Origin of the sequence: Rhodococcus sp. 06-235-1A, assembly GCF_002258785.1 — a bacterium.
In the GTDB taxonomy this organism is placed as follows: Bacteria; Actinomycetota; Actinomycetes; order Mycobacteriales; family Mycobacteriaceae; genus Rhodococcoides.
Genome location: NZ_NOYI01000013.1, coordinates 451,948 through 467,919 on the forward strand (window position 1 = coordinate 451,948; position 15,972 = coordinate 467,919).

General features: G+C 65.7%; 14 protein-coding genes. All 14 read left to right on the forward strand.

What is annotated here, in order from left to right; genetic code table 11:
* The first annotated feature begins 2 nt into the window (after positions 1 to 2).
* Positions 3 to 1,475: a UDP-N-acetylmuramoyl-L-alanine--D-glutamate ligase gene (gene murD, locus CH275_RS15200; RefSeq protein ID WP_094679129.1), complete on the forward strand. Its 1,473-nt coding sequence runs from the start codon at positions 3 to 5 to the stop codon at positions 1,473 to 1,475.
* Entirely contained in the window at positions 1,460 to 3,052 is a 1,593-nt protein-coding gene (gene ftsW, locus CH275_RS15205) for a putative lipid II flippase FtsW (protein ID WP_373453717.1), read from the forward strand. The genes murD and ftsW overlap by 16 nt, the downstream gene beginning before the upstream one ends.
* On the forward strand, positions 3,049 to 4,191 hold the full coding sequence (murG, locus tag CH275_RS15210; protein ID WP_218828792.1) for an undecaprenyldiphospho-muramoylpentapeptide beta-N-acetylglucosaminyltransferase: 1,143 nt from the start codon (positions 3,049 to 3,051) through the stop codon (positions 4,189 to 4,191). The genes ftsW and murG overlap by 4 nt, the downstream gene beginning before the upstream one ends.
* A gap of 102 nt (positions 4,192 to 4,293) precedes the next feature.
* Positions 4,294 to 5,748 carry a UDP-N-acetylmuramate--L-alanine ligase gene (gene murC, locus CH275_RS15215; protein WP_179276168.1) on the forward strand — a complete coding sequence of 485 codons (1,455 nt, stop codon included), beginning with the start codon at positions 4,294 to 4,296 and terminating at the stop codon, positions 5,746 to 5,748.
* The gene (locus tag CH275_RS15220; RefSeq protein ID WP_094679132.1) at positions 5,745 to 6,539 is read left to right on the forward strand and encodes a cell division protein FtsQ/DivIB; all 795 of its coding nucleotides are present in this window, start codon (positions 5,745 to 5,747) and stop codon (positions 6,537 to 6,539) included. The genes murC and CH275_RS15220 overlap by 4 nt, the downstream gene beginning before the upstream one ends.
* A gap of 172 nt (positions 6,540 to 6,711) precedes the next feature.
* Positions 6,712 to 7,986, forward strand: coding sequence for a cell division protein FtsZ (gene ftsZ / locus CH275_RS15225; RefSeq protein WP_094679133.1), 1,275 nt, complete (start codon positions 6,712 to 6,714; stop codon positions 7,984 to 7,986).
* The gene (gene pgeF, locus CH275_RS15230; RefSeq protein WP_094679134.1) at positions 7,983 to 8,750 is read left to right on the forward strand and encodes a peptidoglycan editing factor PgeF; all 768 of its coding nucleotides are present in this window, start codon (positions 7,983 to 7,985) and stop codon (positions 8,748 to 8,750) included. The genes ftsZ and pgeF overlap by 4 nt, the downstream gene beginning before the upstream one ends.
* Before the next feature lie 19 nt (positions 8,751 to 8,769).
* Complete coding sequence (locus CH275_RS15235; RefSeq protein WP_094679302.1) at positions 8,770 to 9,525, forward strand: YggS family pyridoxal phosphate-dependent enzyme; 756 nt, start codon at positions 8,770 to 8,772, stop codon at positions 9,523 to 9,525.
* Positions 9,526 to 9,608: 83 nt separating this feature from the next.
* Complete coding sequence (locus tag CH275_RS15240) at positions 9,609 to 10,256, forward strand: cell division protein SepF (protein WP_094679135.1); 648 nt, start codon at positions 9,609 to 9,611, stop codon at positions 10,254 to 10,256.
* Positions 10,257 to 10,338: 82 nt separating this feature from the next.
* Positions 10,339 to 10,626, forward strand: a complete 288-nt coding sequence (locus CH275_RS15245) for a YggT family protein (protein ID WP_094679136.1) — start codon at positions 10,339 to 10,341, stop codon at positions 10,624 to 10,626.
* A gap of 159 nt (positions 10,627 to 10,785) precedes the next feature.
* Positions 10,786 to 11,637 carry a DivIVA-like cell division protein Wag31 gene (gene wag31, locus CH275_RS15250; protein ID WP_094679137.1) on the forward strand — a complete coding sequence of 284 codons (852 nt, stop codon included), beginning with the start codon at positions 10,786 to 10,788 and terminating at the stop codon, positions 11,635 to 11,637.
* Between the two features lie 79 nt (positions 11,638 to 11,716).
* Positions 11,717 to 11,893, forward strand: coding sequence for a hypothetical protein (locus tag CH275_RS29495; RefSeq protein WP_179276156.1), 177 nt, complete (start codon positions 11,717 to 11,719; stop codon positions 11,891 to 11,893).
* 295 nt (positions 11,894 to 12,188) lie between these two features.
* Positions 12,189 to 15,326 carry an isoleucine--tRNA ligase gene (gene ileS, locus CH275_RS15255; RefSeq protein ID WP_094679303.1) on the forward strand — a complete coding sequence of 1,046 codons (3,138 nt, stop codon included), beginning with the start codon at positions 12,189 to 12,191 and terminating at the stop codon, positions 15,324 to 15,326.
* Positions 15,323 to 15,970, forward strand: coding sequence for a peptide deformylase (locus tag CH275_RS15260; RefSeq protein WP_094679138.1), 648 nt, complete (start codon positions 15,323 to 15,325; stop codon positions 15,968 to 15,970). Before ileS ends, CH275_RS15260 begins: the two co-directional genes overlap by 4 nt.
* Positions 15,971 to 15,972: the final 2 nt, after the last annotated feature.

Here is a 15,972-nt window from a genome sequence, read left to right on the forward strand (position 1 = left end):
TCATGGACGAATCCGTGGACGGCTCTCGGACCGATCTGACCTGGTTGCGTGGCAGTTCGGTCCTGGTGACCGGTGCCCGGGTCTCCGGACTGGCTGTCGTGCAACCGTTGCTCGACCTCGGAGCGGCGGTCACCGTCACCGACTCGAATCGCGGCGCACTCGACGAGGCAGCGAACATCGGTGCCGCCGTGGTGCTGCAGGAAGACCTGCTCGGCGATCCCGCGGTGCTCGCCGAGTTCTCCCTCGTCGTCACCAGTCCCGGCTTCCGTCCCGACTCACCGGTGTTGGCCGCTGCTACCGAGCGCGGCATCCCGGTGTGGGGCGATGTGGAGCTGTGCTGGCACATCGACCGGGCCGAGCTGTACGGCCCCAGAACTCGCTGGCTCGTGGTCACCGGAACCAACGGAAAGACCACCACCACCTCGATGCTGGCCTCGATTCTCGAGGCGGCCGACATCGAGTCGGTGGCCTGCGGAAACATCGGACTCCCCATCGCCGACGCCTTGCGCCGTACCCCGCATCCGAGCGTGCTCGCCGTCGAGCTGTCGTCGTTCCAGTTGTTCTGGGCTCCGTCGGTGCGTCCGGCGGCAGGAGTGGTTCTCAACATCGCCGAGGATCATCTCGATTGGCACGGCGGCATGGACGGGTACGTCCAGGCCAAGGCTCGGGCGTTGACCGGTGACGTTGCGGTCGTCGGCCTGGACGACGCCCGGGCAGCGAGTCTGGCCGCAGGCTCGCCGGCTCCCGGTGTCGTCGGCTTTCGGTTGGGAGAGCCCGCATCCGGTGAATTGGGCGTGCGTGCAGGGGTGCTCGTGGACAACGCGTTCGGCGAGAACGTCGAACTCCTCGCTGCCGACGATGTCGAGCCGAGCGGGCCGTCCGGCATTCTCGATGCGCTCGCGGCCGGTGCGCTTGCGCGCTCCGTCGGGGTGCAGGCCGCCGCAGTTCGGGCGGGTCTGCTGAGCTACCGGGTCGGGCCGCATCGGGCGGCGGTGGTGCGGGAGCTCGGCGGGGTGACGTTCGTCGACGATTCGAAGGCGACGAATCCGCATGCAGCTCGTTCCTCGATCCTGGCGCACGAGAGGGTGGTGTGGATCGCGGGCGGTCTGTTGAAGGGCGCGGTGATCGACGATCTGGTCGTCGAGATCGCCGATCGACTCGTCGCTGCCGTGGTTCTCGGGCGCGATGGGATGCAGATCGCACAGGCTTTGGCGCGACACGCCCCCGATGTTCCGGTCGTCAGGCTCCCTTCGGGAGACGATGCTGGTGTGACTCATGGTGCTGAAGATGCTGATGCGGTGATGCGGGTCGTGGTTGCCCAGGCGGCCGGACACGCTGCGCCAGGGGATACCGTTCTACTGGCCCCTGCGGCCGCATCGCTGGACATGTTCGCCGATTACGGCCACCGGGGTCGCAGCTTCGCCGAGTCGGTGCAGCGCCTCGGCGTCGACGACATCGGATCGTCGCGCTCGTGACCGGGCCCGGTCAGCCGTCCCGTCCACCTCGCCGCACCAGCGCGCCGCGCACCCGAATCGGCCTGTGGTTCGGCCGTCCGCTCGCGTCGTTCCACCTCATCGTCACCATCGCAGTACTGCTCACCGTGCTGGGCCTGGTCATGGTCCTGTCGGCGTCGTCCGCCGAGTCCTACGCGGCCGACGAATCCGGGTACGCACTGTTCACTCAGCAGTTGATCGGTGTCGCGCTGGGAGTCGTCGCTTTCTACGTGGCTCTCCGGTTGCCGGTCAGGTACCTCAGGAAGCTGTCGTTCCCGCTGTTCCTCGTCTCGATCACCATGCTGATGCTCGTGCTGATCCCCGGTATCGGTGCCGAACGTCAGGGTGCGCGGCGTTGGTTCGACTTCGGTGTGGTGTCGTTCCAGCCGTCCGAGCTGGCCAAGGTCGCGCTCGTTCTGTGGGGCGCGCACCTGTTGGCCTCGCGCCGCAGCGAACACGGCAACATCAAGTCTCTGTTGGTGCCGTTGCTGCCTGCAGGCCTGTTGATGTGCCTGCTGGTCGTGCTTCAGCCGAACCTGAGTACCGCGATCGCCCTCGGCATCATTCTGGTGGCCCTGCTGTGGTTCGCCGGACTCAACGCCAAGCTCTTCCTCGCCGTGTTGATGACAGGTCTGGCGCTGGCGACAGTGCTCGCCTTCACCGCCGGATACCGGTCCAATCGCGTCAAGGCCTGGCTCAACCCGGGAGAAGACACCTCGGGCCTGTCGTATCAGTCCACCCAGGCGAAATATTCTCTCGCCGACGGCGGCTGGTTCGGCCGTGGGCTGGGGCAGAGTCGCGCGAAGTGGAGCTATCTACCCAACGCGCACAACGACTTCATCTTCGCCATCATCGGCGAGGAACTCGGAATGATCGGCTGCCTGGCGGTCATCGGCTTGTTCGGTCTCTTCGTCTACACGGGCCTGCGCATCGCCATGCGCTCGGTCGATCCGTTCCTGCGCCTGCTGACCGCCGGTGCCACGTGCTGGGTGTTCGGCCAGGCGATGATCAACATCAGCTATGTCGTGGGACTGCTTCCGGTGACCGGTCTGCAGCTGCCGCTGGTGTCCTACGGAGGCACGTCGACGGCGATCACCCTGCTGATGTTCGGCATCATCGCGAGCGCGGCCCGCCACGAGCCGGAGGCGATCGCGGCTTTGCATGCCGGACAGGAGGGGCGTATCGCCCGCGCCCTCAAGCTTCCGCTGCCCGCGGTGTTCTCGCCGAAGCGCGCCGCGATGGCCCGATCGAAGTCCACTCGTCCGACGTTGGCAGCACAGGATCGTCAGCGCCTCGAGTCACGCAAGGGCAAGGACGGCCGATCGGCACGGGCACCCGAGCCGGGGCGTACCCGCACCAGGGTGTCGAGTTCGCGCGCGGCGTCTCCGACCAACCATCGGACGGATCTGCCCCGCGGCACCGGCCGTAGAGCCGAACCGCAGCGGCGCGATCCTGCGGCGGGACATCCCACAGGATCCCGATCGGCGTACCGTCCGCGACCGGAACCGCAACCCGGTCGCCCACCCGTTCGCTCGGGTGAGCGAGGATATCGACGGTGAAGCAGACATCTCGACCGATTTCCGTAGTGGTCGCCGGGGGCGGAACGGCCGGGCACATCGAGCCTGCGCTCGCCGTGGCCGACGCTCTACGCGTCCTCGACCCCACGGTCACCGTCACGGCCCTCGGTAGCAGCCGCGGTCTGGAGACGACGCTCGTTCCTGCCCGCGGCTACGCACTCGAACTCATCCCGCCCGTTCCGTTGCCACGTAAGCCCACAGTCGATCTGCTGAAGCTGCCGGTTCGCGTCGTCCGATCGGTGCGTCGAACCAGGGAGATCTTCGCGGCCGTCGAGGCCGACGTGCTCGTCGGATTCGGCGGTTACGTCGCGCTGCCCGCCTATCTCGCGGCGCGCGGCCGGTTGCTCGGCCGTGGTGGCCGAATCCCGGTTGTCATCCACGAGGCCAATGCCCGAGCAGGGATCGCCAACAAGGTCGGTGCACGGTCCGCCCAGCGGGTGCTCGCGGCTGTCGCTGGATCGGGTATCGCCGCGCGCGGCGGTGCGGACGCGGAGGTGATCGGAATCCCGGTGCGCCCCACCATCACCGAACTGGACCGTGCCGCTGTTCGCGCGGAAGCCCGCGCACACTTCGGTCTGCCCGAGCACGGACCCGTGCTGCTGGTGTTCGGCGGTTCGCAAGGAGCCCGTTCCCTCAACGAGGCGGTCTCCTCGGCCGCGCCTGCCCTGGCCGGTGCCGGCATTTCCGTCCTGCACGCGCACGGACCGAAGAACTCGCTCGACGTCGAACAGAGCAACCCGGATGCCCCGTACGTGGCGTTGCCGTACATCGACCGCATGGATCTCGCGTACGCGGCAGCCGATCTGGCCATCTGTCGGTCCGGGGCCATGACGGTCGCCGAGGTGTCCGCGACCGGCCTGCCCGCCGTCTACGTACCGCTGCCGCACGGCAACGGCGAGCAGGAGCTCAATGCCCGACCGGTCGTCGACGCCGGAGGTGGCATCCTGGTGTCCGATGCGACACTGACCGAGCGCTACGTGACCGACACGGTGATTGCGCTCGTGGCCGACACCGAACGGATCGCCGCCATGTCGCGTGCCGCAGCCGGTGCCGGACACAAGGGAGCAGCAGCTGCCGTTGCCCGGATCGTGCTCGACACTGCACACGCGGCGAGACGCTGATCCGGGCGGCGTCGAGCATGCGAAGAGAACGAGGGAGAAGTCCGCGTGACAACTGAGGGTGCGGCGACGTCGGAACTGCCGACCGAGCTCGAACGAGTACACATGGTGGGTATCGGTGGTGCCGGAATGTCCGGCATCGCTCGCATCCTGCTGGCCCGCGGCGGGCAGGTATCGGGTTCGGACGCCAAGGAATCGCGGGGTGTGCTCGCGCTGCGCGCACGCGGAGCCCAGGTTCGTATCGGTCACGACGCCAGTGCGCTCGACATGATCGACGGCGGCCCCACAGTGGTCGTGACGACTCACGCCGCGATCCCCAAGACCAACCCCGAGCTGGTCGAAGCCCGCGAAAGAGGAATCCCGGTGGTACTGCGGCCTGCGGTGCTGTCCTCGTTGATGCAGGGTTACCGGACGCTGTTGGTCTCGGGCACTCACGGAAAGACGTCGACGACCTCGATGCTGGTCGTTGCGCTCCAGCACTGTGGGTTCGATCCATCGTTCGCCGTCGGGGGAGAGCTCAACGAGGCCGGGACCAACGCCCACCACGGCAGCGGAGACGTGTTCGTTGCCGAGGCGGACGAGAGCGACGGCTCGCTGCTGCAGTACTCGGCAAACGTCATCATCGTGACCAACATCGAAGCCGATCACCTGGACTACTTCGGCACCACCGAGGCCTACGTACAGGTCTTCGACGACTTCGCCGCGCTGCTCGGTCCCGGCGGTGTTCTCGTGGCCTGCATGGACGACCCCGGTTCGGCGGCTCTTGCCCGACGTGTGGTGGACAGGAACATGCCGGGAGTGACCGTTCTGGGCTACGGGTCCGCGGACGCCGACGCGGGGCCCGTCGAGATGGCCGTGCGTTTGTTGGCGTGGGAGCCCGAGGACATCGGTGGCGTCGCACAGTTGCAGATCGCCGGTGAGGACGCAGCGCGCACCGTTCGGCTCGGTGTTCCTGGACGGCACACGGCACTCAATGCACTGGCAGCGTTCGTGGCGGCGCGTCAGGTCGGGGCCGGGATCGAGGAGCTGCTGGCCGGCCTCACCGGATTCGGCGGAGTCCATCGACGATTCCAGTTCACCGGGCGCGAGCACGGCGTCCGAGTGTTCGACGACTACGCCCACCATCCAACCGAGGTGCGTGCGGTGTTGACCGCGGCACAGGCTCTGGTGGCGGGTCAGGACCACGGCCGAGTCGTCGTCGTGTTCCAGCCGCACCTGTATTCGCGGACCGCGACGTTCGCAGAGGAGTTCGGTGCAGCGCTGTCGTTGGCCGACGAGATCGTGGTGCTCGACGTCTACGGTGCTCGGGAGGAGCCGCTCCCGGGCGTCACGGGCGCTCTGGTCGCGGCCGCGGTCACCAAGCCGGTGAACTACCAGCCGGATCTGTCGTTGGTGGCCAAGCAGGTCGCTCATCTCAGTGTGCCCGGCGACGTGGTGATCACCATGGGTGCCGGTGATGTGACGATGCTCGGCGGCCCGATTCTCGATGCACTTCGCTCGAAGACCGATTTCGGTGCTGCAACCGGCCGCGGGGTATCGAAGGATCGGCCGTCGACGTGACCCGCCGCTCCGATCGAGCTCGTTCTTCGAGGTCGGGAAAAGCTGCAGGAGAACATGATTCGCCGACGGTGTCGACCGACAAGCAGGCCCGCGCTCGGGCGCGAGAAGAAGAACGCCTTCGGGTCAAGCGGTCCCGGCGCAAGGCCGCGCTCATCGTGCTGGCCGTCGTCGTGGTCGCGGTGGGATCGGCTGCGCTGGTGTACTTCACCCCGCTGATGTCGGTTCGGACCATTGCGGTCTCGGGTGCGTCCTCGGTATCCGAGCAGGAAATTCTCGAGCGGCTCGACGTTCCCACCGGTCTTCCGCTCGCTCGCGTGGATACCGCTGCGGCGGCGCAGCGTGTGGCGACCATTCCGGCTCTGGCCACGGTGCGTGTGCAGCGGAAGTACCCGTCGACGGTGCAGGTGACGGTGGAGGAGCGAATTCCGGTGGCGTTCTTCGATTCTCCGGACGGCACCCATCTTCTCGACTCGACGGGGGTCGACTTCGCGATCGCACCGCCGCCGCCCGGTGTCGTGCGGCTGGTGACCCAGAATCCGGTGTACGGCGATCCGGTGACGAAAGATGCTCTGGCGGTACTCGATACGTTGCCACCGCTGCTCCGTGATCAGGTCGGAGAGCTGCGAGCGAGCACTCTGTCCGACATCTCGATTCTGCTGCTCGACGGGCGCACCGTGGTGTGGGGCAGCACGGACAACTCGGATCGGAAGGCCGCGGTGGCGATCGCTCTGTTGTCGCAGCCCGGGCAGATTTTCGACGTGTCGAGTCCGGATCTGCCCACCACGAAATAGTTTCGGAGCGCGTGACGCATATTTCTGGCGTGGCGTCGGCGCGCCTAATGGCGATAGCCGTCGGCGATGAATAGCGTTCCGACCAGATCAGTACTTGACATAACTCTAAGCCTGTGGTTTAGGTTGAGAGTTTTCCACATTTCACGCAACACTCCACGGAAGGCGAGAGCCCATGACGCCCCCGCACAACTACCTCGCCGTAATCAAGGTCGTCGGCATCGGCGGCGGCGGCGTGAACGCGGTCAACCGCATGATCGAACAGGGACTCAAGGGAGTCGAGTTCATCGCGGTCAACACCGACGCTCAGGCCTTGCTGATGAGTGACGCAGACGTCAAGCTCGACGTCGGACGCGAACTGACCCGCGGCCTCGGCGCAGGTGCCGATCCCGAGGTCGGCCGCCGCGCGGCGGACGATCACAAGGACGAGATCGAAGAGGTACTCAAGGGTGCCGACATGGTCTTCGTCACTGCAGGTGAGGGTGGCGGCACCGGTACCGGCGGTGCCCCCGTGGTCGCCAACATCGCTCGCAAGCTCGGTGCGCTCACCGTCGGTGTCGTCACCCGGCCGTTCTCGTTCGAGGGCAAGCGTCGCGGCGGGCAGGCCGATACCGGCATCCAGCAGCTCCGTGAGTCCTGCGACACGCTCATCGTCATCCCCAACGATCGCCTGCTCCAGCTGGGCGATGCCGCAGTCAGCCTGATGGATGCATTCCGCAGCGCCGACGAAGTCCTGCTCAACGGCGTCCAGGGCATCACCGACCTCATCACCACCCCGGGCCTGATCAACGTCGACTTCGCCGACGTCAAGGGCGTCATGTCCGGTGCAGGCAGTGCACTCATGGGCATCGGCTCCTCCCGCGGCGAAGGTCGCGCGATCAAGGCGGCCGAGTCGGCGATCAACTCGCCTCTGCTCGAGGCCTCGATGGAAGGAGCACGCGGAGTGCTGCTGTCCATCGCCGGCGGTTCGGACCTCGGCCTGTTCGAGATCAACGAAGCCGCGTCGCTGGTGCAGGAAGCAGCACACATCGATGCCAACATCATCTTCGGAACCGTCATCGACGACTCACTGGGCGACGAGGTTCGCGTGACCGTCATCGCTGCAGGCTTCGATGGCGGTACTCCCACACGTCGACCGGTCGAAGCGGCCACGTCCACGCGCGGCCCGATCGGGTCGGCCCGCTCCGGAGAAGTGTCCTCGCGCTCGAACGACAGTTCCGAGGGCGCTGTGTTCCGCGACCCGGTCGGCGCACCGAGTGGCAGCAGTCTGCCGCCGTTGAATTCGTCGAGCTCGTCCAACCGTGAGTCGTCCAGCCGAGAATCCGCAGCAAGCCACGGCCGTGACTCGGGCGGGCAGGGTCGTGAGTCGGTCGGCTCGGGCCGTCGGGTGCCGATCGCCGAGGACGAGGGCGAAGACGAAGTCGATGTGCCGTCCTTCATGCGGCGGTGAGTGACACCGCATCCGCCGGTGCGTTTCGCGTCCGCCGCGTCTCGACGACGCGCGCGGGCGGTGTCTCGGCACCGCCGTTCGACACGTTCAATCTCGGCGATCATGTCGGGGACGATCCGATCGCGGTGGACGCCAACCGTCGTCGGCTCGGTGAGCGGTTGGGCATGGGACTCGACCGGCTCGTGTTCATGGAGCAGGTCCATGGCCGGACCGTCACGGTGGTCGATGGTCCCGTGGACGAGCCGGTACCGATGACCGATGCACTGGTGACGACGCAGCGTGACCTCGGCTTGGTGGTACTCACCGCCGATTGCGTGCCGATCCTGCTGTCCGACGAGGAAGCCGGAGTGATCGCCGCCGTCCACGCAGGCCGGGTCGGTGCCCGTATCGGCATCGTGCCCCGGGTCTTGGCCGCGATGGTCGAGCTCGGTGCGGTGCCCGCGAGGATCGGTGCATTTCTCGGTCCGGCCGCGAGTGGCCGACAGTACGAGGTGCCCGCAGCCATGCGTGCGGACGTCGACAAGCATCTACCCGGCAGCGCGACCACGACGGTCCGTCGTACGCCCGGACTCGACATCCCGGCCGGAGTGCGGGCCCAACTGCTCGCAGCGGGAGTATCCGCAGTGGCGCAGGACCCGCGCTGCACGATCGAGGACAGAACGCTGTTCAGTCACCGTCGCGAGGGGTCGACCGGCCGAATCGCTTCTGTCGTGTGGATGGACAGCTCGTCCCCAGGTGATCGGCCGGAAGTGGCCGTTCGGTGACCCGGCAGAGAAGGTTGTGATGAGCGAACCCACCGGCAACGCGTCGGGCACCGATCGGGCGCGCGAGATCGAGACGGCGTTGACCTCGGTGCGGGAGCGGTTGAGCCGTGCATGCATCGAAGCCGGACGGTCTCCGACCGAGGTGGCTCTACTGCCGGTGACCAAGTTCTTCCCGGCGTCGGATGTGCGCATCCTGTACCGCCTCGGGCTGCGCGACTTCGGAGAATCCCGCGAGCAGGACGCGACGCCGAAGGTTGCCGATACCACCGAGGACTTTCTCGCCGACCCGCCTCGGTGGCACATGATCGGACACCTGCAGCGCAACAAGGCCAAGTCGGTTGCGGCATGGGCTCATTCCATCCATTCGGTGGACAGCGCGAGGCTGGTGACCGCTTTGTCGAAGGCGTCGACCGTGGCGCTGGACGAGGGGGTACGTGAGTCGGAGCTGGACGTGTTGGTCCAGGTCAGTCTGGACGGCGATGTGCATCGCGGAGGCGTCGACCGAGACGAACTGCACGAACTTGCCGACGCTGTGTCGAATGCCGCCGGGTTGCGTCTTGCCGGGTTGATGGCGGTGCCGCCTCTCGACGCCGATCCGGATGCGGCGTTCGCGGACCTCGAGAGTCTGCACAACCGTCTGTTGGTCGATCATCCGGGAGCGCTCGAGTTGTCCGCCGGCATGACCGGAGACCTGGAAGCTGCTGTGCGGCACGGATCCACGTGCGTGCGTGTCGGTACCGCAATACTCGGTGCGCGGCCGATAGCCTCGCAATAACAGTCCACGGATCACATCAGTCACAACAGACACTTGCGAACCTGGGGATCGACAGTAGACACACCGCCACGGAAGGCAGAACGATGAGCACCCTGCACAAGTTCAAGGCGTACTTCGGCATGGTTCCGCTCGCCGACTACGAGGACGATTACCTCGACGATCCGGACACGCGGCGCAGCTCCCGTGGTGGTCGCGACAGTTACGACGACATCGACGATCGCGAGTTCGTGAAGCCGTCGTTCGGTGGATCTCGGCACGCGCAACTCGATGACGACTACGACGAGTACGAGGCACCGCGGCCTGCAGCCACGCTCGCCCCGATCGGTGGTCGAACCCGCGGGTCGGCCCCGTCCACACGAGGACCGGCAACGCGCGGAGCGTTGGCCATGGACACTCGAATGGATGTGCGTGCGGAGACTCGACGGAGCCCGATCGCCGACGACGGTGGTCCGTTGTCGAAGATCACCACCCTGCGCCCGCGCGACTACAGCGAGGCCCGCACGATCGGCGAGCGCTTCCGCGACGGCACGCCCGTGATCATGGACCTGGTCGAGATGAGCAACGCCGACGCCAAGCGCCTGGTCGATTTCGCCGCCGGTCTGGCATTCGCATTGCGCGGATCGTTCGACAAGGTGGCGACGAAGGTCTTTCTGCTCTCACCCGCCGACGTCGACGTGTCGCCCCAGGAGCGCAGACGGATAGCCGAGACCGGTTTCTACAGCCAACAGTGAGAGTTTCGCTGTTCGGGGCGGCAATTCGAGGCTGTGACCAGCGCGCTTTGCTCAGCCCGGTGAAGTCAGGCAGAGTATAGCCGTGATCGTGTTCACGGTGATCAACATCGTATTGTTTCTTTTTTGGCTCCTTCTCATCGGTCGAATCATCGTCGAGTTCATCCGGACCTTCGCGAGGGATTGGCAACCGACCGGGGTGGTCGTCATCTTGCTCGAGGCGATCTTCACGGTGACCGACCCGCCGGTGAAGTTCCTCCGTAGGATAATTCCGCCTCTCAATCTCGGTGGAGTACGACTGGATCTGTCAATCATGATCCTGCTGTTCGTCGTCTTCATCGCGTGGAATGTGACCAGCAGTCTCGCGGCCTGAGGCCGAAGATGGAATGTTAGAACGCAGGACGCGCGCAAGCTGCGTGTCCTGTGTGACAGAATGGACGCCAGTTACAGTTTGATTGTTCTGCACTCGCGCGGAATGGCATATAACTGAATGCTTGCTCTACCGCCCCAAGACGCGTGAAGGGATCCTTCCATGCCGCTGACTCCAGCTGATGTGCACAACGTAGCGTTCAGCAAGCCGCCCATCGGTAAGCGCGGATACAACGAAGACGAGGTCGATGCTTTTCTCGACCTCGTCGAACAAGAGTTGTCGCGACTGATCGAAGAGAACGCCGATCTACGCCAGCGGGTCGGCGAGCTCGATCAGGAGCTCTCCGACGCCAAGAGCTCGGTTCGGCAGAACCCGCAGCCTGCTCAGGTCGCGGCGCCGAAGCCCGAGCCGCAGCGCCCGGTCGATCCCCCCAAGCCGCCACCCGTCGCCGCGCAGCCCGCGCCGGTCGCTCCGGTTGCAGCGGCGCCCGCGCAGGGCGGCGACTCCAACATGCAGGCCGCGAAGATTCTCGGCCTCGCTCAGGAGATGGCCGATCGCTTGACCGGCGACGCCAAGTCGGAGTCCGAGCAGTTGCTCGGAAATGCTCGTACCAACGCCGAACGTCTGGTGTCCGATGCGCGCACGCGTTCCGAGGCGATGATGTCCGAGGCTCGGCAGAAGTCCGAGTCGCTGCTGTCGGACGCGCAGACGCGTTCCGAGACTCAGCTTCGCCAGGCCAAGGAGAAGGCCGACGCGCTGCAGGCGGATGCCGAGCGCAAGCACACCGAGATCATGGCGACGATCAACCAGCAGCGCTCCGTTCTTGAAGGTCGCATCGAACAGCTCAAGACCTTCGAGCGGGAATACCGTGTGCGGCTCAAGTCCTACCTGGAATCTCAGCTCGAAGAGCTCGAGAACCGCTCCTCCGCGCTGCCGGTGGACAACGGTCAGGACAACTTCAATCAGGACAACCAGTCGTCCGGGTACAGCCAGTCGTACGCCAAGGGCAACTGACGCGGCTCGGTGCGCCGATGCTGCCGAACGAGGCAGCATCGGGCCCGGTTGTCGCGTGGAGTGGTGAGCGAGGAATCACGTGCTGGTCCTGACTCTCGGCGCAGCGGCGATCGGTTTCGGTTTTCTGGTTCTTGCTCTGATGACGGGTTCGGTGGTGTGGGCGTGGGCCTGCATCGGCGTGTGTATCGTGGGAGCAGTTCTGCTGCTGATCGGTGCACTCACCGGCAAACGACCACCGCCGGAGATCGACAGTTAACATGTGCTCGATCTGATTTGTGCAGTTGATGTCTGGCATCGATCCGGCTATCACCGGGGAGCCTTCGGAAGAACGACGCCGATTCGAGAAGCAACGAACTCGGATCGGTGTTCAGTAGAACCGAACGGGTGAGCCCGTCACAGCTCGTGTGGAGAGGCTCGGTACGGCGGCGACACAGTCGACGCATCCGAGCAAGCGGGGTGGTACCGCGGTATCCGACGTCCCGATCGTCGAATGTCGTCCCCGTGCCAACTGGTGTCGCGTCTCGTACGCGGCCGGCACGGAGGAGATCGATATGACCGATTCGAGCGCACGTCCCGAGAACCCGTCCTACCCCCTGGTCGATTTGGCCGACGGCCGGTCGGGCAGTGTTCCGTTCCCCGATCTCGAGCGCATCGTGTTGCACGAGTGGGCCGAGGACGGAACCTTCCGAGCGAGTATCGACAACCGAGCCGGTGCCGAGGAGTTCGTCTTCTACGACGGTCCTCCCTTTGCCAACGGCCTGCCCCATTACGGGCACCTGCTCACCGGTTACGTCAAGGACCTCGTCCCACGGTTCCAGACGATGCGAGGCAAGAAGGTCGAACGCCGCTTCGGCTGGGATTGCCACGGCCTGCCCGCAGAGCTGGAAGCGGAGAAGCAGCTCGGAATCAAGGACAAGTCCGAGATCGACGAGATGGGCTTGGCGAAATTCAACGCCTACTGCAAGCAATCGGTGCTGCAGTACACCGACGAGTGGCGCGACTACGTCACCCGGCAGGCTCGTTGGGTCGATTTCGACAACGACTACAAGACGCTCGATGTCGACTTCATGGAGTCGGTCATGTGGGCATTCAAGACGCTGCACGACAAGGGCCTGATCTACCAGGGCTACCGAGTGCTGCCGTACAGCTGGTACGAGCAGACACCCTTGTCCAACCAGGAGACCCGCCTGGACGATGCGTACAAGATGCGCCAGGACCCCGCGGTGACCGTCACGATGCCGTTGACGGCTCCCGGCTCACCCCTGGACGGTGCGAACGCACTGATCTGGACCACCACGCCGTGGACCCTTCCGTCCAATCTGGCGATCGCGGTGCACCCGGAGGTGCAGTACGTGCAGGTGCGGGGTGCCGACGGTGAGCGTTACGTGCTTGCCGCTGCCCGTCTTTCGCACTACGCGAAGGAACTGGGGGAGGAGCCGGAGGTGGTCTCGGAGCACACCGGTGCCGAGTTGGTCGGACTCTCCTACGCGCCGCCGTACGACTTCTTCCTCGGCCACGAGAATGCACACCGCGTGCTGCAGGCCGACTACGTCACCACCGATTCGGGTACCGGAATCGTGCACCTCGCGCCCGCTTTCGGTGAAGAGGACATGGACGTCGCCACCGCGAACGGTATCGAGGTGGTACAACCGCTCGACGCGGGCGGCAAGTTCACCTCGTTGGTGCCGCCGTACGAGGGTCTGATGGTGTTCGATGCCAACCCGGTGATCATCAAGGATCTCAAGGCTTCCGGTCGCCTGCTGCGGCACGAGACCATCGAGCACTCGTACCCGCACAGTTGGCGTAGTGGTCAGCCGCTGATCTACATGGCGGTGCCGTCGTGGTTCGTCGCTGTCACCAAGTTCCGTGATCGGATGGTCGAGCTCAACCAGGAGATCACCTGGGTGCCCGAGCACATCAAGGACGGCCAGTTCGGCAAGTGGCTCGAGGGTGCGCGCGATTGGAACATCAGCCGAAACCGGTACTGGGGCAGCCCTATCCCGGCCTGGACGTCCGACGACCCTGCCTACCCTCGTCTCGACGTGTACGGCAGCCTGGACGAGCTCGAGCGCGACTTCGGTGTGCGTCCGACGGATCTGCACCGGCCCTACATCGACGATCTGACGCGACCCAACCCGGACGACCCGACCGGTAAGTCCACGATGCGTCGCGTTCCCGAGGTGCTGGACTGCTGGTTCGAGTCGGGCTCGATGCCGTACGCGCAGGTGCATTTCCCGTTCGAGAACGCCGAATGGTTCCAGACCCACAATCCCGGCGACTTCATCGTCGAGTACAACGGGCAGACTCGTGGCTGGTTCTACACGCTGCATGTACTTGCCACGGCCCTGTTCGACAGGCCGGCCTTCAAAACTGTTGCCGCCCACGGCATCGTGCTCGGTGAAGACGGTCTGAAGATGAGCAAGTCCAAGGGCAACTACCCCGATGTCAAGGAGGTCTTCGACCGCGACGGCTCCGATGCCATGCGGTGGTTCCTGATGTCGTCACCGATCCTGCGCGGCGGCAACCTGATCGTCACCGAGCAGGGCATCCGCGAGGGCGTGCGGCAGGCGCTGCTGCCGATCTGGAATGCGTGGAGCTTCCTCCAGCTCTACGCCTCGACGCCGGGGACGTGGCGCACCGATTCGCCGAACGTGCTCGATCGCTACGTTCTGGCCAAACTGTCGGCCACCCGCGACGCGATCACCGATGCGCTCGAGGGCAACGACATCGCCGGAGCGTGCGACGAGCTGCGCACGTTCTGCGATGCACTGACCAATTGGTATGTGCGACGGTCTCGTTCGCGGTTCTGGAGCGAGGACGCCGACGCGATCGACACCCTGCACACCGTGCTCGAGGTGCTCACGCGCATCGCAGCTCCGTTGTTGCCGTTGATCAGCGAAGTGGTGTGGCGGGGCTTGACCGGTGGCCGCTCGGTGCACCTGACGGATTGGCCCGAGGCCGACGAACTGCCGTCGGATCCGGAACTCGTCGAGAGCATGGACGAGGTTCGTACCGTGTGCTCCACCGTGCTGGGTCTGCGTAAGGCGCAGAACTTGCGAGTGCGGTTGCCGTTGCCCGAGGTGACGGTTGCGGCCGCCGATGCCGAGCGCCTGCGTCCGTTCGTCGACATCATCGCCGACGAGGTCAACGTCAAGAAGGTCGACCTCACCGAAGACGTTGCCGTACACGGAAAGTTCGAGCTCGTCGTCAACGCCCGCGCCGCGGGACCGCGTATCGGCAAGGACGTCCAGACGGTCATCAAGGCCGTCAAGGCAGGCGACTGGTCCGAGGATGCCGACGGAGTCGTCAGCGCGGCAGGCATCGCGTTGCTGCCCGAGGAGTACACGCGCAAACTCGTTGCAGCCGAGCCGGAGTCGACGGCACCGTTGCCCGGAAACGCCGGCCTGGTCGTGCTCGACTCGGCCGTCACCGAGGAGCTGGAGGCCGAGGGCTGGGCCAAGGACCGCATCCGTGAACTGCAGGATGCGCGACGCAACCACGGACTCGACGTCTCGGACCGGATCGACATCGTCATCGAGGTCCCCGAACACCGACAGGCATGGCTCGACACCCACCGTGATCTGATCGCCGGCGAGGTGCTGGCGCTGTCACTGGTCGACGGCCCCGTCGGCGACGAGGGCAGCGATCTCGGTGAAGGAGTTCGGGCAGCGATCACCAAGTCGTCATGATCGACGGCGACGTGTCGGTCGACGCCGTTCGTGAGCTTCTCACCGGGGCTCGCGACGGCGTCGTGCCCATCGTTGCCGCAGGCGACCCGGTGTTGCGATCGAAGGCTGCGCGGTACACCGGGCAGCTCGACTCGGAGACGTTCGCGGAGTTGATCGAGGTGATGCGCGCGACCATGCACGCCGCACCGGGCGTCGGGCTCGCCGCGCCGCAGATCGGCATCCCACTGCGGATCGCGGTGATCGAGGATCGGTACGACGTGGGTGGCGACGTCGGGCGCGTTCGGGAGCGCACACCTCTGCCGTTTCGCGTGTTGGTCAATCCGGGGTACACCCCGGTCGGGTCGCGGACGGCCGGCTTCTACGAGGGGTGCCTGAGCGTTCCCGGCTATCAGGCCGTCGTCACCCGGGCCACCGAGGTGCGGCTCGAGTGCACCGACGAGACCGGGCGTGGGATCGACGAGCTCGTCCGCGGTTGGCCGGCCAGGATCGTGGCCCACGAGACCGACCACCTGGACGGCACCCTCTACATCGACAAGGCCGACACCCGCTCGTTGAGCACGAACGAGAACTACGGCGAGCTATGGTCCGATCCGTCACCCGAACGTGCGGCCCAGGCGCTCGGCTTCACCGTCGATACTCGCTGACG